The sequence below is a fragment of the Streptomyces sp. NPDC001781 genome, assembly GCF_053596035.1.
Genome location: NZ_JBSFFI010000011.1, coordinates 15,278 through 33,574 on the forward strand (window position 1 = coordinate 15,278; position 18,297 = coordinate 33,574).

Genomic DNA, 18,297 nt, shown 5'->3' on the forward strand with positions numbered 1-18,297 from the left:
CATGTTCGATCCCCCGTCAGGCTGACGGGCGCCTTATCCAGAGCCGCGGGTATTGTCAAGAGGGTTCCGCTCACCTCGGGTGGGCGATTTCTGTGCAGGCGTAAAGCGACGCCGGCTGAGGCGGGCGCCATGCGAGCAAGGATCGGAGAGCACGCGTGACACGCAGCGTGTACGTGACCGGGATCGACCGGGGCGACGGCCGGCAGGTCGTCGATCTGGGCGTCATGGAACTGCTGACCCGGCAGGTCGACCGGGTCGGGGTGTTCCGCCCCCTCGTCCACGACGGCCCCGACCGCCTCTTCGAACTGCTGCGCTCCCGCTACCGCCTCCAGCAGGACCCCGCCACCGTCTACGGCATGGGCTACCAGGAGGCGTCCACGCTCCAGGCCGAGCGCGGCACCGACGAACTCGTCTCCGCCCTGGTCGACCGTTTCCACCGGGTGGCCCGCGACTACGACGTGGTCCTCGTCCTCGGCACCGACTTCGCCGGCACCCAGCTCCCCGACGAGCTGGCACTCAACGCCCGCCTCGCCAACGAGTTCGGCGCGTCCGTGATCCCGGTGGTCGGTGCCCGCGGGCAGTCCGCCGAGTCGGTGTTCGCCGAGACCCGCAACGCCTACCGCGCCTACGCCGGCCTCGGGTGCGACGTCCTCGCCATGGTCGCCAACCGCGCCGCCCGCGAGGACCGCGACGAGATGGCCGGGCGGCTCACCGACCGCATGCCGGTCCCCTGCTACGTCCTGCCGGACGAGCCCGCCCTCTCCGCGCCGACCGTCTCGCAGATCGCGGCCGCCCTCGGCGCCAAGGTGCTGCTCGGCGACGACTCCGGACTCGCCCGCGACGCGCTGGACTTCGTCTTCGGCGGCGCCATGCTGCCCAACTTCCTCGCCGCCCTCACCCCCGGCTGCCTGGTGGTGACGCCCGGCGACCGCGCCGACCTGGTCGTCGGCTCGCTGGCCGCGCACAGCGCGGGGACCCCGCCCATCGCCGGTGTGCTGCTCACCCTGAACGAGGTGCCGAGCGAGGAGATCCTCACCCTGGCCGCCCGCCTGGCCCCCGGCACCCCGGTGCTGTCGGTGGCCGGCACCAGCTTCCCCACCGCCGGGCAGCTCTTCTCCCTGGAGGGCCGGATGACGGCCGCCACCCCGCGCAAGGCGGAGACCGCGCTCGGCCTGTTCGAACGGTACGTGGACACCGCCGACCTGGTCCGCCGGGTCTCCGCGCCCAGCGGCGGCCGGGTCACCCCGATGATGTTCGAGCACAAGCTGCTGGAGCAGGCCCGCTCCGACAAGCGGCGGGTCGTGCTGCCCGAGGGCACCGAGGAGCGCGTGCTGCGCGCGGCGGAGGTGCTGCTGCGCCGGGGCGTGTGCGACCTCACCCTGCTCGGCCCGGTGGACCAGATCCGCAAGAAGGCCGCCGACCTCGGCATCGACCTGGCCGACTCCCAGCTGATCGACCCGGCGACCTCCGGGCTGCGCGACTCCTTCGCCGAGAAGTACGCCGCCCTGCGCGCCCACAAGGGCGTCACGGTGGAGCTGGCCTACGACGTGGTCTCCGACGTGAACTACTTCGGCACCCTGATGGTGCAGGAGGGCCTGGCCGACGGCATGGTCTCCGGCTCGGTGCACTCCACCGCGGCCACCATCCGTCCGGCCTTCGAGATCATCAAGACCAAGCCGGACTCCGCGATCGTCTCCTCGGTCTTCTTCATGTGCCTGGCCGACAAGGTGCTTGTCTACGGCGACTGCGCGGTCAACCCCGACCCCGACGCCGAGCAGCTCGCGGACATCGCGGTGGAGTCGGCGGCGACGGCCGCGCAGTTCGGCGTGGAGCCGAGGATCGCCATGCTGTCGTACTCCACCGGCACCTCCGGCTCCGGCGCCGACGTGGACAAGGTGCGCGAGGCCACCGAGCTGGCCCGCGAACACCGGCCCGACCTGAAGATCGAGGGCCCGATCCAGTACGACGCGGCCGTGGACGCCGCCGTGGCCGCGACCAAGCTGCCCGGCTCGGAGGTGGCCGGCCAGGCCAGCGTGCTGATCTTCCCGGACCTCAACACGGGCAACAACACCTACAAGGCAGTCCAGCGTTCGGCCGGCGCCATCGCGGTCGGACCGGTCCTGCAGGGCCTGCGCAAGCCGGTCAACGACCTCTCGCGCGGCGCCCTGGTGCAGGACATCGTCACCACCGTCGCCATCACCGCCATCCAGGCGCAGGCGCCGACCGGAAAGGCCTCCCCCGCGTGACCGCCACTCGTGTACTCGTCCTCAACTCCGGTTCGTCATCGCTGAAGTACCAGCTCCTGGACATGCGGGACGGCAGCCGTCTCGCGGTGGGCCTGGTGGAGCGGATCGGCGAGCAGACCTCCCGGCTGCGCCACACCCCGCTGGCCTCCGGCGAGACCCGCGAGCAGAGCGGGCCCATCGCCGACCACGAGACCGCGCTGAAGGCGGTCGCCGAGGAGCTGTCCCGCGACGGCCTCGGCCTCGACTCCCCCGAACTGGCCGCGATCGGGCACCGGGTGGTGCACGGCGGCATGTTCTTCACCGAGCCCACCGTCGTCGACGACTCGGTGCTCACCGAGATCGAGCGGCTGATCCCGGTCGCCCCGCTGCACAACCCGGCCAACCTGACCGGCATCCGTACCGCCATGGCGCTGCGCCCGGACCTGCCCCAGGTCGCCGTCTTCGACACCGCGTTCCACACCTCGATGCCGGAGTCCTCGGCGCGGTACGCGATCGACCCGAAGATCGCCGACCGGTACCGCATCCGCCGCTACGGCTTCCACGGCACCTCGCACGCCTACGTGTCGCGGGAGACCGCGCGGCTGCTCGGCAAGGCGCCGGAGGAGGTGAACGTGATCGTGCTGCACCTGGGCAACGGCGCGTCCGCCTCCGCGGTGGAGCGCGGCCGGTGCGTGGACACCTCGATGGGACTGACCCCGCTGGAGGGGCTGGTGATGGGCACCCGGTCCGGTGACCTGGACCCGGCGGTCATCTTCCATTTGGCCCGTGTCGGGGATATGTCCATGGACGAGATCGACACTCTTCTCAACAAGAGGAGCGGCCTGTTCGGCCTGTGCGGGGACAATGACATGCGGGAGATCCGGCGCCGCGTCGACGAGGGCGACGAAGCGGCGGCCCTCGCCTTCGACATTTACATTCATCGCATCAAGAAGTACATCGGCGCCTATTACGCCGTACTCGGGCAGGTGGACGCGGTGGCGTTCACGGCCGGCGTCGGGGAGAACGCGCCGGCCGTGCGTTCCGCGGCGGTCGCGGGCCTGGAGGGCCTCGGCCTGGCGGTGGACGAGGAGCTGAACGCCGTACGGTCCGGCGACCCGCGGCTGATCTCGCCCGAGTCCGCGCGGGTGGCCGTCGCCGTGGTGCCGACCGACGAGGAACTGGAGATCGCGACGCAGACCTATGCGCTGGTCGGAAAGAAGAGCTGAGCATTACACCGCAGTAACACGCCTGAGCGCCTGTCCGCCCATTTGCATCGCCTGTATCTTCCGCCGGCCGGAATATTCCGCAGTGAAACAAACCGATAGGATCGCCTCATGCGCCGTTCGAAAATCGTCTGCACTCTCGGCCCCGCGGTCGACTCCCACGACAAGCTCGTCGCCATGATCGAGGCGGGGATGAACGTGGCCCGTTTCAACTTCAGTCACGGCACCCACGCCGAGCACCAGGCGCGGTACGACCGCGTCCGGGCCGCCGCCGAGGAGACGGGACGCGCCATCGGCGTCCTGGCCGACCTCCAGGGCCCGAAGATCCGGCTGGAGACCTTCGCCGAGGGTCCGGTGGAGCTGGAGCGCGGTGACGAGTTCGTCATCACCACCGAGGACGTGCCGGGCGACAAGCACATCTGCGGCACGACCTACAAGGGCCTGCCGGGTGACGTGTCGCGCGGCGACCAGGTCCTGATCAACGACGGCAACGTCGAGCTCAAGGTCGTGGACGTCGAGGGTCCGCAGGTCAAGACGATCGTCATCGAGGGCGGTGTCGTCTCCGACCACAAGGGCATCAACCTGCCCGGCGCGGCCGTCAACGTGCCCGCGCTGTCCGAGAAGGACGTCGAGGACCTGCGCTTCGCGCTGCGCATGGGCTGCGACATGGTCGCGCTGTCCTTCGTCCGGGACGCCACGGACGTGCAGGACGTCCACAAGGTGATGGACGAGGAGGGCCGCCGGGTCCCGGTGATCGCCAAGGTGGAGAAGCCGCAGGCGGTCGAGAACATGGCGGACGTCGTGATGGCGTTCGACGGTGTGATGGTCGCCCGTGGTGACCTCGCCGTCGAGTACCCGCTGGAGAAGGTCCCGATGGTGCAGAAGCGCCTGATCGAGCTGTGCCGGCGCAACGCCAAGCCGGTGATCGTGGCGACCCAGATGATGGAGTCGATGATCACCAACTCCCGGCCGACCCGCGCCGAGGCGTCCGACGTGGCCAACGCGATCCTGGACGGCGCGGACGCGGTCATGCTGTCGGCCGAGTCCAGCGTGGGTGCGTACCCGGTGGAGACCGTCAAGACGATGTCGAAGATCGTCAAGGCGGCGGAGGAGGAACTGCTCTCCAAGGGCCTCCAGCCGCTGGTGCCGGGCAAGAAGCCGCGTACGCAGGGTGGTTCGGTCGCCCGCGCGGCGGCCGAGATCGCCGACTTCCTGGGCGGCAAGGGCCTGATCGCCTTCACCAAGTCGGGTGACACCGCCCGCCGGCTCTCCCGCTATCGCGCGGCCCAGCCGATCCTCGCCTTCACCACGGACGAGGGCACCCGCAACCAGCTCACGCTGAGCTGGGGCGTGGAGTCGCACGTGGTGCCGTTCGTGAACACCACGGACGAGATGGTCGACATGGTCGACCAGGAGCTGGCCAAGCTGGACCGGTTCAACGTCGGCGACACGGTAGTCATCACCGCGGGTTCGCCCCCCGGTGTTCCCGGCACCACCAACATGGTCCGCGTGCACCACGTCGGCGGCGGCGACCGCAACTGACCCACCCGGACAGCACCGTGGCCCGGTCCCCCTCGGCGAGGGGGGCCGGGCCACGCTGTCGTGCGGCTCCCGGCGGGCTCGTGGTGGTGCTTCAGTCGGCGAACTGGTGGAGCTTGGGGATGGTCAGCGTGCCGCCGAACTGGCCGGCCTGCTTGACGGTGACGTCGGTGAAGTAGATGAGCGGGATGTTCAGCGGCGGCGGGCTGTCCGGGCTGAAGGTGATCGGGATCAGTCCGAACAGCTTGCCCGAGATGCTCTCGGTGTACATGGTGGTGTCACCGTCGCGGATCGTGGACGTCGTGCCCTTGCCGGCCTGGACGTGGTACGTCTTGCCGGACGCCTTGTCCTTCACCGTCTGGTGCAGGTCGCCGATGTCGGTGCCGTCGGAGATGACGTACTTCAGCACCTTCTTGAACTTGCCGCTCGCGGTCCGCACCTGGACCACACCCTGGTAGTCGGCGCCCTTGAGCAGCAACGAGCTGGCGTTGAGGGTCCAGGGGTCGTCCGGGAGCAGCACCTTGTTGTCCACACCGCCGACGGCTTCGGTGGCCTTCTCGCAGTCCTCCGCGCCGCCGGAGGCACTGGCTGAGGGGCTGGGGGTCGCGGACGCGGAGGGGGACGCCTCGGGGCTCTCCGATGCCTTCTCCCCGCCCTCGTCGGTGCTGGGGGCCGGAGTGCCGGTGGCCTTGGCACCGGGCTCGGCGGCCGGCTTCTCCCTGTCGGCCGCAGTGGCGGAGGGCGCCGAGGACGCCGAGGACGAGGGTGCGGGTTCGGATGCGGACGGCGTAGGGCTCGCCGACGGCGCCGGAGGCTGCTTGCCGCCGGTCAGCACGTCGCCGATGGTGTCCCCGAGCGAGCCGAGCACTCCTCCCACGCCGCCCGTCCCGCCCGCCGAGGGAGACCCGGCGGCAGCGGAAGGCTCCGCGGAGGACGCGGCAGCGGGTGCGGAGGAGGCGGGCACGGGTGCGGGCTCAGCCTTGTCGTCGGAACCTGAATCCGACGAGGAGGGGGCGGTACTCCCCGCTGCCTTGCCGCTGTCGCTCCTGGTGTCCTCGCCCTTGGCGCCGCCGCTCCTCGCGGAGTCCTTGTCCTCGGCGCCGTCCTTGGCGTCACCGGTCCCGCTGGCGGACGGCGAGGGGCTGGCCGAGTCGTCGGCCAGGTCGCCGCCGAGGGCGGCCACGCAGTCCTTGTACTCGTCCGCCAGCTTCGCGTTCGGCGGCTGGTCCCGTGCGACGGCCAGCGTGGGCGTGAACCCCATGCCCATCAGCACGGCCGTCGGCATGGCGGCCATGGCTATCGCCTTGCCGGCCGGCATGTGCAGCCGGGTCAGCAGCGGCTTGCGCTGCGCGGCGTGGCGGGGACCGGTTCTCCCCTGCTCCGGCGTCGTCTCCGCGATCCGGCCGCGAGCCTCGTCAGCCGACACGGTACCCCCCGTTGGAGTCGTCGGTCCGGGCGCTCTGCGTGGCTGCGCCCTCGGGCAGTGGGGCGTACTCGTCACCCGCGTGCGGAGCTGGTACGTACTCCGTGGTGCTGTCGGCCGGGACGCCCGCGGGCTCCGCGGCCGTGTTCCTGGCCGGCGCCCAGGCGATCGACAGCGCGCCGCCGAGCATCGCCAGCACGAAGCCGACGATGAAGCCACCGATGTTGGAGACCACCAGGGAGACCAGCGCCAGCAGGATTGCCGCGACACCCGCGAAGATCCGGGTCGCCTGCTGGAACCACATGGTCAGGCCAAGGGTGAACAGGAGAATCCCGATGATGAGCGAACCCGCGCCCGCGGTTGTCGACATGGAGATCGCCATGGTGCCCAGCTTGAGCGTGGCGTAGGGGAAGTAGGCGATCGGCACTCCGCCGAGCAAGGTGAACAGACCCGCCCAGAAAGGCCGGACGCCCCGCCAGTCACGGAAGCGCAGGCGCAGCCGGGTGAAGGTCCCGGCGCTCTGGACCGGAGTCTCGGCACTCATGGAAAACAGCTCCCTGGGTCCGGTGATAGTTCATACCGGCTAGGCCGTATGCGTGGAGAAGCCGGAAGGTCTGAGTCTGCGTGGGGGATGTCCGGTGCGCGGCACCGGACATCGATGGAGGGCCGGGGCGGGCGGGAGAGCTCGCGCTCCCCCGCCCCTCCCCGTCAGGCTCGGCCGACCGGGGATGACCCCGGGACCGGAGCCGTCAGTAGCACTCCATCTGCGGATCGGTGCCGAGGCGCATCTTCAGGCCGTTGAGCTTGAAGGTGCCCGCCGTGGTCGCCCACGCCGTCTGCTTGACACCGTAGAGGTCCGCCGACTCGGCCTGCTGGGCGAAGCCGCCCGGCAGGGTGGACTGGTCCTTGACCTCGGGACCGCGGGTCTTGTCCTTGACGGCGACACCGATGTCGATGTTCTTGAACTCCGCGTCGGCGTCGAGCTGGGCGACGTCGATGTAGAGGTTCTTCGCCGTGACCTTGTGGCCGGCATCCGGACCGGCGTCCAGACGGAGGTAGATCGTCTTCCCTATGAGGGGGATCTCCGTCTTGACCGACTGGCACATCTTGGTGATCTCGGCGTTGTCGAACGACGAGATCGCGACCGGGCGGACCGTCTTGGCCTTGCCCTCGGTGGTCGTGTAACCGCTGTCGATACCGCCGTACTGGGCGAAGCCCTCACCGTGGAGGTGCTGGGCGCCGACCTTGAACTCCTGGCCGGAGACGCTGAAGGACGCCGCGAGGGCACCCTGCGCGAGACCCACACCCACACATGCTGCGGCAGCGACGCTGGGCACCATGACCACAGCGAAGCGCTTCCATCTGGTCCCGCCACGCACCTGGGACTCCATAATTCCTCCTTCTCGGACGTACATCTCCTGTCCCGGAATCGCCCAACGGGCGGCTCGGCCGGGCAGGGATGGGAGAAGTGCTACGTCCTCGGGAAGGGGAGCGCCCGTGCTCGGCGGCACGAATCCGCGCCCGAACAACCGGCGTTCACCCCCGAGCGACAACCACTGGTCGCGCCTGACGCACATCACGCACAACCTTCGGGACAGGCTTCACCGGGACGGCGAAGACCCCCCTGCCCCAGAGCCGGCGCCACTGCCGCCGGCTCTGCTCGGTGGGGACCCAGAGTCTCCCGCTTCCCGGCCGGCTGCCGGGGTGCGGAAATGGACCGAGCGTGGCCGATCGTGGTGCATTCTCGCCGCCCGCACAAGGGGCGCCGTTACCGGCTAGTAACGGCGCGATAACCGAACAACGACCCAGTGGTCTCGGAGCGCGACGGACCGTGCCATCAATGGGCAGAGCAAAGCCGTTGATCCTCGGGCGAAGCCGGACAGATCAACGGCCTTGACTTACTCGGAGTAACAGGAGGTCGGTTTACCAAGTTTTGGTAAAGCGTGATCGCTCACGCACCGGACCGGCCATCCGGCGAGCCCGGCACCACGCCCCGACGCGGCGTCAGAACAGTGCCCGCGCCAGGGCCCTGCGCGCGGCCACCACCCTCGGGTCGTCGGCTCCGACGACCTCGAACAGCTCCAGCAGCCGTCGGCGCACCGCGTCCCGGTCGTCACCGGCGGTACGCCGCACGGTGTCGGTGAGCCGGCCGAAGGCGTCCTCGACGTGACCGCCCACCAGATCCAGGTCGGCGGCGGCGATCTGGGCCTCGGCGTCGGCGGGCTTATCGGCCGCGTCCCTGCGCACCGCCTGCGGGTCCATGCCCTGCACCCGCTGGAGCAACTCGGCCTGCGCGAGCCCGAGCTTGGCCTCGGTGTTGGCCGGGTCGTCGCTCAGCACGTTGCGGTACGCCTGGACGGCACCACCGAGGTCGCCCGCGTCCAGCGCCGCCACGGCGGCGGCCAGCAGGGCGTCGTAAGGCCCCTCCGGCGCCTCGGCGGGGGCGGCGCCCTGCGCGGCGTCCGGGTCGACGGTCAGACCGGTCAGGCCGAAGCGCTGCTCGGCGACCTGGACCAACTGGTCGAGGGTGTCCCGGATCTGCTGCTCGTCGGCCGCGCCCTGGAAGAGGGGCAGCGCCTGTCCCGCGACGACCGCGAAGACGGCGGGAATCCCCTGGACCCCGAACTGCTGCATCAGCATCTGGTTGGCGTCGACGTCGACCTTGGCGAGCAGGAAGCGCCCGTCGTACTCGACGGCCAGCCGCTCCAGCACCGGGCTGAGCTGCTTGCAGGGCTGACACCATTCGGCCCAGAAGTCGATGACGACCGGGACTTCGGCGGAGCGCTGGAGGACTTCGCGCTCGAAGCCCGCCTCATCGACGTCGATGACGAGGTCGGCCGGCGACACCGCGCCCGCACCGCCGTGCCGGGCGGCTTCGGCGCGCGCCTGCTCCGCCTTGGCCTTGGCCTCCTGGGCCGCCTTCACCGCGGCGAGGTCGACGACGCCGCTCATGGACATGTTCCGTGGCTGCATGCGTACATCCTCCCCCGTCGCGGCGCATGAAGGAAAAACACGATCGTGGTCGGCGATCGCGGCCGGCGCCGGGTCCCCACCCGCGCCTGTGGTCGTCGCCCGTGTACGTCCGTCACGAGCTTTCGCTACGAGTCGTAGCGTAATAGCAGTGAGAGGCTCCGCGACAGCGGTTTCCGGTGATCTCCCTCACGACGTGCCGAGGCGCCCGGTTAGGGTCCTCCTCATGCAGAGCCGCACCCCCGCCAGCCGTACCGGGCGCCCGCGCAGCGCCACCGCGGATGCCGCGATCCTGGCCGCGACGCGGGAGGGACTGGTGGAACTGGGCTGGTCCGGGCTCACCTTGTCGGACGTGGCCGCGCGGGCCGGGGTGGCGAAGACGACGCTCTACCGCCGCTGGTCGGGCAAGCACGAGCTGGTCGTGGACGCGGTGGCGGAGCTGTTCGACGAGCTGGCGCTGCCCGACCGGGGCTCGCTGGCGGCCGACATCGAGGGCGTGGTGCTCCAGTTCGCCGCGATCCTGGACCGCCCGGAGACCAAGTGCGGACTGATGGGCGTGGTCGCGGAGTCCACGCGGGACGACGCGCTGCGCGAGCGGGTGCGCACCTCGATCGTGGAGCGGCAGAAGCGGCTGGTGCTGGCCGGGCGGGCACGGGCCCAGGAGCGGGGCGAACTCCCGCCGGAGGCCGACCCGGAGGAGTCCGCGCGCACGGTCGACCTCATCTTCGACATGGCGGCGGGCGCGGTGGTGCACCGCACCCTGGTCAGCGGCAAACCGGCGGACGAGGAGTGGGCGCGCGGCTTCACCCACATCCTCCTCCTGGGCCTCACCACCCCGGCGCCGGACCTCACCCCGCCGGGGGACGTGGCGAGTTGACGGGGTCTAGAAGCCCGCCGGCTCCGTGTAGACCCCCCACTCGTCACGGAGCACCCCGCAGATCTCGCCGAGGGTGGCCTCCGCGCGGACCGCCTCCAGCATGGGCTCGATCATGTTGGCGCCGGAGCGGGCGGCGGCCAGCATGGCGTCGAGCGCCTTGCGTACGGCCGTGTCGTCGCGGGCGGCCTTGCGGTCGGCCAGGGCGCGGACCTGCTCGCGCTCGACCTCGTGGCTGACCCGGAGGATCTCCAGGTCCCCGGTGACGGATCCGGTGGCGACGTTGACGCCGACGACCCGCTTCTCGCCCTTCTCCAGCGACTGCTGGTAGCGGAACGCGGACTCGGCGATCTCGCCGGTGAACCAGCCGTCCTCGATGCCGCGCAGGATGCCGGAGGTGATGGGGCCGATGGGGTGCTGCCCGTCGGGGTGGGCCCGCAGGCCCCGCTCCCTGATCTGCTCGAAGATCTTCTCGGCGTCCGCCTCGATGCGGTCGGTGAGCTGCTCGATGTACCAGGAGCCGCCGAGCGGGTCCGCGACGTTGGCGACGCCGGTCTCCTCCATCAGCACCTGCTGCGTGCGCAGCGCGATCTCCGCGGCCTGCTCGCTGGGCAGGGCGAGGGTCTCGTCCAGAGCGTTGGTGTGCAGCGAGTTGGTGCCGCCGAGCACGGCCGCGAGCGCCTCCACGGCGGTGCGGACGACGTTGTTGTACGGCTGCTGCGCGGTCAGCGAGACCCCGGCGGTCTGGGTGTGGAAGCGGAGCCACTGCGCCTTGTCGGTCTTCGCCCCGTACACGTCCCGCATCCAGCGGGCCCAGATACGGCGGGCGGCGCGGAACTTGGCGATCTCCTCGAAGAAGTCCACGTGGGCGTCGAAGAAGAAGCTGAGGCCGGGTGCGAAGACGTCCACGTCGAGGCCGCGGGACAGGCCCAGCTCGACGTACCCGAAGCCGTCGGCGAGGGTGTACGCCAGCTCCTGCGCGGCCGTGGACCCGGCCTCGCGGATGTGGTAGCCGGAGACGGAGAGCGGCTTGTACGCGGGGATGCCGGCCGCGCAGTGCTCCATCAGGTCGCCGATGAGGCGCAGGTGCGGCTCGGGCTGGAAGAGCCACTCCTTCTGGGCGATGTACTCCTTGAAGATGTCGGTCTGGAGCGTGCCGTTCAGCACCGCCGGGTCGACGCCCTGGCGCTCGGCGGCGACCAGGTACATGCAGAAGACGGGGACGGCGGGGCCGCTGATCGTCATCGAGGTGGTGACGTCGCCGAGCGGGATGTCCCCGAAGAGGACCTCCATGTCGGCGGCCGAGTCGATGGCCACCCCGCAGTGCCCGACCTCGCCCAGCGCGCGCGGGTCGTCGGAGTCGCGGCCCATCAGGGTCGGCATGTCGAACGCCACGGACAGGCCGCCGCCGCCCGCCGCGAGGATCATCTTGTACCGCTCGTTGGTCTGCTCCGCGTTCCCGAACCCGGCGAACTGGCGGATGGTCCAGGTCCGCCCCCGGTACCCGGTGGCGTGCAGCCCTCGCGTGAACGGGTACTCCCCCGGCCACCCGATCCGCTCGAACCCCTCGTACACGTCACCGCTCCGCGGCCCGTACACCGGCTCGACCGCGTCCCCCGACAACGTGCTGAAATCCGCGTCGCGCTTCCGCGCGCGGTCATACCGGTCCTGCCACCGCCGGCGGCCTTCTTCGATCGCGTGAGCGTCCATACCCCCGAATTTACTTGGACGTCCTAGTAAATGTCGATGGGAAACCGCCGTACGGATGCGTACGGCGGTTCCGGTTACGCCTTGACGGCCGCCGGGGACGGCTGCGCGACCTTGGCCTCCAGCTCGCGGCTGACCTTCCGCTCCACGAAGAAGGCCGCGGTCGGGATGGTGCCCGCGATCAGTACCCAGAGCTGCTTGCCGACCGGCCACTTCGCCTTGGAGCCCAGGTCGAAGGCGAAGACCAGGTAGACCACGTACAGCCAGCCGTGGGCGATGCCGATGATCCGCGTGAAGTCGCCGGCGCCGTCCAGGTGGAGCAGGTACTTGGCGATCACGCCCAGGGTCAGCAGGACCAGCAGCACACCGGTGACGTAGGCCATCACCCGGTAGCGGGTCAGCACGCTCTTCTTCATGGGTACGAGCGTAACCACGCGTTCCGGGAGATCTTGCCCCAGGGTGGCCCCCGGAAGCCTCCCCCAGGTCAGGCGTCCTCGAAATCCCCCGCCGCCACGCGCAGCGGCCGCAGCAGGGTGAAGATGTCGCCGCAGCTCTCCGCGTCGTAGGCGCCGAGGCCGAAGTCCATGGCCATGAGGTCCCGGGTCGCGGCGTCGACGACCTCGCGGCCCTTGCCGGTGATCACGGCGAGGGTGCCGCGGCCGTCCTTGGGGTTGGGGCGCCTGGCGACCAGGCCGGTCCTGACCAGGCGGTCGACCGTGTTGGTGACGGAGGTGGGATGGACCATCAGCCGTTCGCCGATCTTGGACATGGGCAGCTCCCCCTCCTTGGAGAAGGTGAGCAGCACCAGCGCCTCGTAGCGCGCGAAGGTCAGCCCGTACGGCTTCACCACGGCGTCGACCTCGGCCAGCAGGATCTGCTGCGCCCGCATGATCGAGGTGATCGCGGCCATCGAGGGCACGCTTCCCCAGCGCTGCTTCCAGAGCTCGTCGGCACGGGCGATGGGGTCGAAGGGGAGACTGAGAGGCTTGGGCACGTCATCAGACCCTACCGGCCGGTCATATCGTGGGCAGCCCCGTCTCGGCTTTCGGTCACCCGGCACCCCGCGGCGAGCGCCACGCAGCAGGCCGTACCCACGACCCCCGCCGCCACGACCGCCGACCGCACCCCCACGGCCTCGGCCACCACCCCCGCCAGCGCCATGCCGACCCCCTGGATCGTCATCAGCCCGGCGCTCAGCAGCGTCATCGCCCGCCCCCGCAGTTCCTCCGGCACCGCGCGCACGAACCACTGGTCGAGCCCGAGGGTGTACGCCGAACAGGCCCCGGCCGGCACCAGGAGCAGCAGCGACGGCCAGAGTCCGGGAGCGAGGGCGTAGCCGAGGTACGGCACCACCGCGAGGCAGAGCAGCGGCAACACGATCCGCTCCCGCGCCGCCGTCCCGAGCCGCGCCCCCGCGAACAGTTCCCCGGCGACCGTGCCGGCCGGCAGCGCGCACATCAGCAGCCCGAGCCCGGTCGGGCCCGCGCCGAGGGTGTCGGAGTAGGGGGCGGCGAGCGCCTCGGGGAAGACGAAGAACATCGCGGGCACCCAGAAGACGAGCAGGAGCACGCGTACCCGCCGGTCGGCCAGCAGCGCGCGGGTCCCGCCGCCCCGCTCGCGGTCCCGCCGCCGCGCCGGGCGGCGCCGGGTGCCGAAGCGCAGCAGCGCGGCCGAGGCGAGAAAGGTGGCGACCGTGATCAGCAGCGCGTGCCGGGGGCTGACGGCGGTCAGCAGCAGCCCGCCGGTCCCGTACCCGGCGAGCAGCGCGCTCTGCGAGACGATCCGGATCAGGGACCGCCCCAGCACGAAGGCGTCACCGTCGCCGAGCACGTCCGCCAGGGTCGCCATCCGGGTGCCGGAGAACACCGGCGAGACGACGGCGACCGCGCAGCGCAGCGCCAGCAGCACCGCGACCCCCGTCCCCGGCACCACCATCACCGCCACGCACGCGGCGCACACCAGGTCGCACGCCACCAGCACCCGCCGGGCCGGGAACCGGTCGGCGACCGGGGCGAGCAGGATGCCACCGAGGGCGTAGGGCAGGAAGCCGACGGCGAAGGCGAGCGCGCTCATCAGGGGCGAGGCGGTGAGGTCGTAGACGAGGACGGACAGCGCGATCTCGCTGACGACCGTCCCTAGCAGGGACAGCACGTGCGCGGCGAAGAGGGCGCGGAACTCGGGGACGGCGAGGACGTGGCGGTAGCCGGTACGGGGAGCCACCGGGGCCGTGGGCGGTGCGGACATGCCGGGCAGCCTGACGGGGGCGGAGCCGCGCGGCGTAGAGTTTCGGCTCCGGCCGAATGTCAGGGGGAGCAGCCGTGGCCTCGCACCTGCACTTCTGTGAGGACGACTTCCTGAACTGCCGGTTCGCGGTCTCCCCGCTGTGGGAGACCCATGACGCGGTGCGCACGCTGCGCCGTCCGGACCGGCAGGGCTACCACGCGCCGTGGCTGCGCCGCATCCGCAAGGCCGCGGCCGGCCTGGATCTCGCTCCGCTGTGGCTGCTGATGCCCCGCCGGGGCCACTCGCCGGACTGGCTCGGGCCGCCGCCGATCGGCCCTGCGGCCACCTTCGAGGAGGAGATCGCGGCGGTCCGGGCGGCCGATCCGGAGGCGGCCCGCGAGGACACCGCCCGTTCGCTGGCCTGCACCCCGGGCGCGTCGGCCTCCGAGCGTGGACGCGCCTGGCTGGCGGATCCGGTGCGGATGGTGCGGGAGCTGGCGGACGCCCTGGATGCGGCCTGGCGGGTCCTGGTGGAACCGGAGTGGCCCCGGCTGCGGGCGCTGCTGGAGGCGGACGTCGCCTTCCACTCGCGCCGGCTCGCCGAGGTCGGTCTCGGCACCCTGCTGCCCGAGCTGGACGCCCGGCTGAGCTGGGACGGCCGCACGCTGACCCTGCCGGGCGGGGTGTACGAGCGCCGGCTGGACGGGCGGGGCCTGGTGCTGATGCCGAGCGTGTTCTGCTGGCCGGACGTGATCACCGGGTTCGACCCGCCGTGGCAGCCGGCCCTCGTCTATCCGGCGCGCGGTGTCGGCGGCCTGTGGGCGGAGCCGGGCGCCCGGACCCCGGAGGCGCTGGTGCGGCTGCTGGGCCGCAACCGTGCGGCCGTGCTCGCGGCGCTGGACGACCCGGCGTCCACCACGGCCCTGGCCCACCGCCTCGGACTCGCCGCGTCCTCGGTCTCCTCCCACCTGTCGGTCCTGCGCGGGAGCGGCCTGCTGACGGCCCGCCGGTACGGGCACCAGGTGCTGTACGAGCGGACGCCGCTGGGGATGGCGCTGGCGTCCGGGGGCTGACGGGAGGCGGGCGGGCCGGCGCCGGGCGGGGTGCCGCGGGTGCCCACCGCCGGACATGCGAACGCCCCGGTCCGGACGGGACCGGGGCGCGCGCGGTGGCGTCAGGCTCCCAGGTGCCGTTCCACGGTCTCGACCTTGGAGGTGAGGCCGTCGGTGACACCGGGGCGGATGTCGGCCTTGAGGACCAGGGAGACGCGGGGCGCGCGGGCCTCGACGGCGGCGACGGCGCGCCGGACGACGTCCATGACCTCGTCCCACTCGCCCTCGAGCGAGGTGAACATGGCGTCGGTGCGGTTGGGCAGCCCGGACTCGCGGACCACGCGGACCGCGTCGGCGACGTACTCCCCCACGTCCTCGCCGACACCGAGGGGTGTCACGGAGAAGGCGACGATCATGCGTTCACGGTTCCTTCCTGGCGGGCGCGGGCCGCGATGACGGCGCTCTCGGACTCCCGGCGCAGCTTGCGCTCGGCGAAGAAGCCGCCGGTGGGCAGCACCGAGAGGACGAAGTAGAAGGCGGCGGTGCCGAAGCCCCACCTGGTCCGGTTCCAGGCGTCCAGCCAGAAGACCACGTACAGGACGAAGAGCACGCCGTGGATCGCGCCCATCACGGGGACCGCGTTGAAGTCCGTGGTCCGCTTCAGTACCGAGCACAGCAGCAGGACGAGGAAGGACACGGCCTCCGGCGCCGAGATCAGGCGGAGGCGGCGGAGGGCGGATGCGGTCTTGAGGTCCACTGGTCACCTTCGGGGGAGCGTTTGCTGCGGGGCGGGGTCCGGCCGGTGGAGGGGCCGGCTCATGATCCGCTTTGTGAACGGAAGCACAAGCGTTCTCCCATTGTGGCAAACGGCGCCCCTAGGGGTGTGCTCAGGGTCGTTCTCCACCCGGGGGGCCTGTTCTCTCCACCCGGCCGCCCGCTACTTTCGCGGTGTGGCGATGTTCCGACTGCAGGGAAGCAAGGTCCTCGCCGTCGACGTGACCGGGGACGCCGTGAAGGCGAAGAACGGCTCGATGGTCGCGTACGACGGGCAGATGGCCTTCAAGAAGCTGAGCGGCGGCGGTGAGGGGCTGCGCGGGATGGTGACGCGGCGGCTCACCGGCGAGCAGATGACGGTGATGGAGGTGAGAGGACAGGGGACCTGCTGGTTCGCGGACCGGGCGTCCGAGATCAATCTCGTCGCCCTGCGCGGCGACACGCTGTACGTGGAGTCCAGCAACCTGCTGGCGACCGACGCGGGGCTGCGCACCGGCACCACCTTCACCGGGCTGCGCGGCGCCTCGCAGGGCAACGGGCTGTTCACCACGACCGTGGAGGGCACCGGGCAGGCCGCGATCCTGTCCGACGGTCCGGCGGTGGTGCTCCGGGTCAGCCCGCAGTACCCGCTGACCGTCGATCCGGGCGCCTACATCGCGCACCAGGGGAACGTACGGCAGTCCTTCCAGTCCGGCGTCACCTTCCGCACCCTGATGGGCGAGGGCGGTGGGGAGGCGTTCCAGATCCGCTTCGAGGGCGACGGGCTGGTCTATGTGCAGCCCAGTGAGCGGAACACGATCGCGGGGGACCTGTGACATGAGCTTCCGGGAGATCAACTCCAAGATGGTCGAGGCCCGGCTGGCGCCGGGACAGCGGCTGTTCAGTCAGCGCGGGGCGATGCTCGCGTACACCGGCGAGGTGTCCTTCACCCCGAACATGCAGAGCGGGCAGGGCGGGGTGATGTCGATGCTCGGGCGCCGGGTCGCCGGAGAGGCGGCTCCGCTGATGACGGTCGAGGGCAGCGGCACGGTCCTGTTCGGGCACGGCGGCCATCACGTGCACGTCATCGCCCTCACCGGCGACACCCTGTACGTGGAGGCGGACCGGCTGCTCGCCTTCGAGGGGTCGCTGCGGCAGGGCACGATGTTCCTCGGCTCGCAGGGCGGGGTGATGGGGCTGGTGCGCGGCCAGGCGACCGGGCAGGGGCTGTTCACCACGACCCTCCAGGGCCACGGCGCGGTCGCGGTGATGGCGCACGGCGGGATCTTCGAGCTGCCGATCACCCCGCAGCGCCCGGTCCACGTGGACCCCCAGGCGTACGTCGCCCATCACGGCGAGGTGCGCAACAGGCTGTCCACCGCGCTCGGCTGGCGCGACATGGTGGGGCGCGGCTCGGGCGAGGCGTTCCAGCTGGAGCTGAGCGGTCACGGCACGGTGTACGTCCAGGCGTCGGAGGAGAAGCTGTGAGCGGTTACGCGAGCGCGGGCGGGCCGGTCGTCCTCGACCCGGCGACGCTCCCCGCCGACGACAACGTGAACCCGTACACCTTCTGCGTGGAGCTCAAGGGCAGCCAGTGGTTCCTGCAGAAGGGGAAGATGATCGCCTACTACGGGGCGATCGACTTCAACGGCATCGGGCACGGCCGGCTGGACCGGCTGGTACGGACTTCCTTCCATTCGCCAATGCACGCGAGCGACTGGGTGGTGGCGGAGGGCTCGGGCAAGATGCTGCTCGCGGACCGGGCCTTCGATGTGAATTCGTACGACCTGGATGAGGGAAACCTGACCGTTCGCGCGGGCAACTTGATAGCTTTTCAGCCAAGCTTGGCACTCAAACAGTCGATCGTGCCGGGCTTTCTGACGCTCATCGGAACCGGAAAGTTCGTCGCCGCTTCCAACGGGCCGGTGGTCTTCATGGAGCCGCCGATCCGGGTGGACCCGCAGGCACTGGTCGGCTGGGCCGACTGCCCCTCCCCCTGCCATCACTACGACCACTCCTATCTCACCGGTGTGATGGGCGGTCTACGTGCGATGACCGGGATCGGCGGGGCTTCCGGGGAGGAGCACCAGTTCGAGTTCACCGGCGCGGGGACGGTGCTGATCCAGTCCAGCGAGACGCTGATGGCCGAGCGGCCCACGGGCGCCGTTCCGTCCGAGGCGGGGGTACCCGGAGGGGGCGCGGCAGGGCCGCTGGGGCCCGGAACGGGGGCTTCCGGGGTACCGCGCCTTCCCGGACAGCTGGGAGACCTCCAGCGTCGCTTCGGGCTGTGAGCGGTAGTCTGCGGAGT

General features: G+C 71.1%; 18 protein-coding genes. 8 read left to right on the forward strand and 10 right to left on the reverse strand.

What is annotated here, in order from left to right; genetic code table 11:
• Nucleotides 1-155: 155 nt before the first annotated feature.
• The 3 genes from pta to pyk all read left to right on the forward strand — a co-directional run bounded on the left by pta (nucleotide 156) and on the right by pyk (nucleotide 4,990).
• Nucleotides 156-2,246, forward strand: coding sequence for a phosphate acetyltransferase (gene pta / locus ACWCV3_RS12885; protein WP_451222416.1), 2,091 nt, complete (start codon nucleotides 156-158; stop codon nucleotides 2,244-2,246).
• Entirely contained in the window at nucleotides 2,243-3,451 is a 1,209-nt protein-coding gene (locus ACWCV3_RS12890) for an acetate kinase (RefSeq protein WP_451222418.1), read from the forward strand. Before pta ends, ACWCV3_RS12890 begins: the two co-directional genes overlap by 4 nt.
• Nucleotides 3,452-3,559: 108 nt before the next feature.
• Nucleotides 3,560-4,990 carry a pyruvate kinase gene (pyk, locus tag ACWCV3_RS12895; protein ID WP_451222420.1) on the forward strand — a complete coding sequence of 477 codons (1,431 nt, stop codon included), beginning with the start codon at nucleotides 3,560-3,562 and terminating at the stop codon, nucleotides 4,988-4,990.
• A 91-nt stretch (nucleotides 4,991-5,081) separates the two neighbouring features.
• On the opposite strand, the gene ACWCV3_RS12900 is transcribed toward pyk, so the two are convergent.
• From ACWCV3_RS12900 to ACWCV3_RS12915, 4 genes are all read right to left on the reverse strand, one after another.
• Nucleotides 5,082-6,413 (reverse strand): hypothetical protein, encoded by a 1,332-nt coding sequence (locus tag ACWCV3_RS12900; RefSeq protein ID WP_451222422.1) that lies wholly within the window; start codon nucleotides 6,411-6,413, stop codon nucleotides 5,082-5,084.
• Nucleotides 6,403-6,954, reverse strand: a complete 552-nt coding sequence (locus ACWCV3_RS12905) for a DUF6114 domain-containing protein (protein ID WP_451222424.1) — start codon at nucleotides 6,952-6,954, stop codon at nucleotides 6,403-6,405. Before ACWCV3_RS12905 ends, ACWCV3_RS12900 begins: the two co-directional genes overlap by 11 nt.
• Before the next feature lie 205 nt (nucleotides 6,955-7,159).
• A complete protein-coding gene (locus ACWCV3_RS12910) occupies nucleotides 7,160-7,801 on the reverse strand; it encodes a DUF6230 family protein (RefSeq protein ID WP_451222426.1) in 642 nt (213 codons plus the stop codon).
• Nucleotides 7,802-8,414: 613 nt separating this feature from the next.
• A complete protein-coding gene (locus tag ACWCV3_RS12915) occupies nucleotides 8,415-9,383 on the reverse strand; it encodes a tetratricopeptide repeat protein (RefSeq protein ID WP_451222427.1) in 969 nt (322 codons plus the stop codon).
• Between the two features lie 223 nt (nucleotides 9,384-9,606).
• Here ACWCV3_RS12915 and ACWCV3_RS12920 point away from each other — a divergent pair, with 223 nt between their 5' ends.
• A complete protein-coding gene (locus ACWCV3_RS12920) occupies nucleotides 9,607-10,257 on the forward strand; it encodes a TetR/AcrR family transcriptional regulator (protein ID WP_451222429.1) in 651 nt (216 codons plus the stop codon).
• Nucleotides 10,258-10,263: 6 nt separating this feature from the next.
• On the opposite strand, the gene ACWCV3_RS12925 is transcribed toward ACWCV3_RS12920, so the two are convergent.
• The 4 genes from ACWCV3_RS12925 to ACWCV3_RS12940 form a co-directional block, all read right to left on the reverse strand.
• Nucleotides 10,264-11,964: an acyl-CoA mutase large subunit family protein gene (locus tag ACWCV3_RS12925; protein ID WP_451222431.1), complete on the reverse strand. Its 1,701-nt coding sequence runs from the start codon at nucleotides 11,962-11,964 to the stop codon at nucleotides 10,264-10,266.
• 74 nt (nucleotides 11,965-12,038) lie between these two features.
• On the reverse strand, nucleotides 12,039-12,377 hold the full coding sequence (locus ACWCV3_RS12930; protein WP_451222433.1) for a DUF3817 domain-containing protein: 339 nt from the start codon (nucleotides 12,375-12,377) through the stop codon (nucleotides 12,039-12,041).
• Between the two features lie 68 nt (nucleotides 12,378-12,445).
• Nucleotides 12,446-12,955, reverse strand: a complete 510-nt coding sequence (locus ACWCV3_RS12935; protein WP_451222435.1) for a MarR family winged helix-turn-helix transcriptional regulator — start codon at nucleotides 12,953-12,955, stop codon at nucleotides 12,446-12,448.
• Between the two features lie 11 nt (nucleotides 12,956-12,966).
• Nucleotides 12,967-14,205 (reverse strand): MFS transporter, encoded by a 1,239-nt coding sequence (locus ACWCV3_RS12940; RefSeq protein ID WP_451222437.1) that lies wholly within the window; start codon nucleotides 14,203-14,205, stop codon nucleotides 12,967-12,969.
• 74 nt (nucleotides 14,206-14,279) lie between these two features.
• Here ACWCV3_RS12940 and ACWCV3_RS12945 point away from each other — a divergent pair, with 74 nt between their 5' ends.
• Entirely contained in the window at nucleotides 14,280-15,257 is a 978-nt protein-coding gene (locus tag ACWCV3_RS12945; RefSeq protein ID WP_451222439.1) for a DUF5937 family protein, read from the forward strand.
• Nucleotides 15,258-15,358: 101 nt separating this feature from the next.
• Here ACWCV3_RS12945 and ACWCV3_RS12950 read toward each other — a convergent pair whose 3' ends face one another.
• The gene (locus tag ACWCV3_RS12950; protein ID WP_451222441.1) at nucleotides 15,359-15,652 is read right to left on the reverse strand and encodes an MTH1187 family thiamine-binding protein; all 294 of its coding nucleotides are present in this window, start codon (nucleotides 15,650-15,652) and stop codon (nucleotides 15,359-15,361) included.
• Nucleotides 15,649-15,993 carry a DUF3817 domain-containing protein gene (locus tag ACWCV3_RS12955; protein WP_451222443.1) on the reverse strand — a complete coding sequence of 115 codons (345 nt, stop codon included), beginning with the start codon at nucleotides 15,991-15,993 and terminating at the stop codon, nucleotides 15,649-15,651. The genes ACWCV3_RS12950 and ACWCV3_RS12955 overlap by 4 nt, the downstream gene beginning before the upstream one ends.
• 199 nt (nucleotides 15,994-16,192) lie before the next feature.
• Between ACWCV3_RS12955 and ACWCV3_RS12960 the strand changes: the two genes are divergently transcribed.
• The 3 genes from ACWCV3_RS12960 to ACWCV3_RS12970 are packed head-to-tail and all read left to right on the forward strand — an operon-like array spanning nucleotide 16,193 to nucleotide 18,280.
• Nucleotides 16,193-16,825, forward strand: coding sequence for an AIM24 family protein (locus ACWCV3_RS12960; protein ID WP_031181249.1), 633 nt, complete (start codon nucleotides 16,193-16,195; stop codon nucleotides 16,823-16,825).
• A 1-nt stretch (nucleotide 16,826) separates the two neighbouring features.
• The gene (locus ACWCV3_RS12965) at nucleotides 16,827-17,477 is read left to right on the forward strand and encodes an AIM24 family protein (protein WP_451222445.1); all 651 of its coding nucleotides are present in this window, start codon (nucleotides 16,827-16,829) and stop codon (nucleotides 17,475-17,477) included.
• Nucleotides 17,474-18,280 (forward strand): AIM24 family protein, encoded by an 807-nt coding sequence (locus ACWCV3_RS12970; RefSeq protein ID WP_451222447.1) that lies wholly within the window; start codon nucleotides 17,474-17,476, stop codon nucleotides 18,278-18,280. The genes ACWCV3_RS12965 and ACWCV3_RS12970 overlap by 4 nt, the downstream gene beginning before the upstream one ends.
• Nucleotides 18,281-18,297 lie beyond the last annotated feature (17 nt).

Bases quoted from the DNA above. Each gene is read 5' to 3' on its own strand.
- ACWCV3_RS12940 (WP_451222437.1), bottom strand. From the start codon at position 14,205: ATGTCCGCACCGCCCACGGCCCCGGTGGCTCCCCGTACCGGCTACCGC.
- ACWCV3_RS12960 (WP_031181249.1), top strand. From the start codon at position 16,193: ATGTTCCGACTGCAGGGAAGCAAGGTCCTCGCCGTCGACGTGACCGGG.
- ACWCV3_RS12905 (WP_451222424.1), bottom strand. From the start codon at position 6,954: ATGAGTGCCGAGACTCCGGTCCAGAGCGCCGGGACCTTCACCCGGCTG.
- ACWCV3_RS12965 (WP_451222445.1), top strand. From the start codon at position 16,827: ATGAGCTTCCGGGAGATCAACTCCAAGATGGTCGAGGCCCGGCTGGCG.
- pyk (WP_451222420.1), top strand. From the start codon at position 3,560: ATGCGCCGTTCGAAAATCGTCTGCACTCTCGGCCCCGCGGTCGACTCC.
- ACWCV3_RS12915 (WP_451222427.1), bottom strand. From the start codon at position 9,383: ATGCAGCCACGGAACATGTCCATGAGCGGCGTCGTCGACCTCGCCGCG.
- ACWCV3_RS12950 (WP_451222441.1), bottom strand. From the start codon at position 15,652: ATGATCGTCGCCTTCTCCGTGACACCCCTCGGTGTCGGCGAGGACGTG.
- ACWCV3_RS12930 (WP_451222433.1), bottom strand. From the start codon at position 12,377: ATGAAGAAGAGCGTGCTGACCCGCTACCGGGTGATGGCCTACGTCACC.
- ACWCV3_RS12920 (WP_451222429.1), top strand. From the start codon at position 9,607: ATGCAGAGCCGCACCCCCGCCAGCCGTACCGGGCGCCCGCGCAGCGCC.
- ACWCV3_RS12925 (WP_451222431.1), bottom strand. From the start codon at position 11,964: ATGGACGCTCACGCGATCGAAGAAGGCCGCCGGCGGTGGCAGGACCGG.
- ACWCV3_RS12910 (WP_451222426.1), bottom strand. From the start codon at position 7,801: ATGGAGTCCCAGGTGCGTGGCGGGACCAGATGGAAGCGCTTCGCTGTG.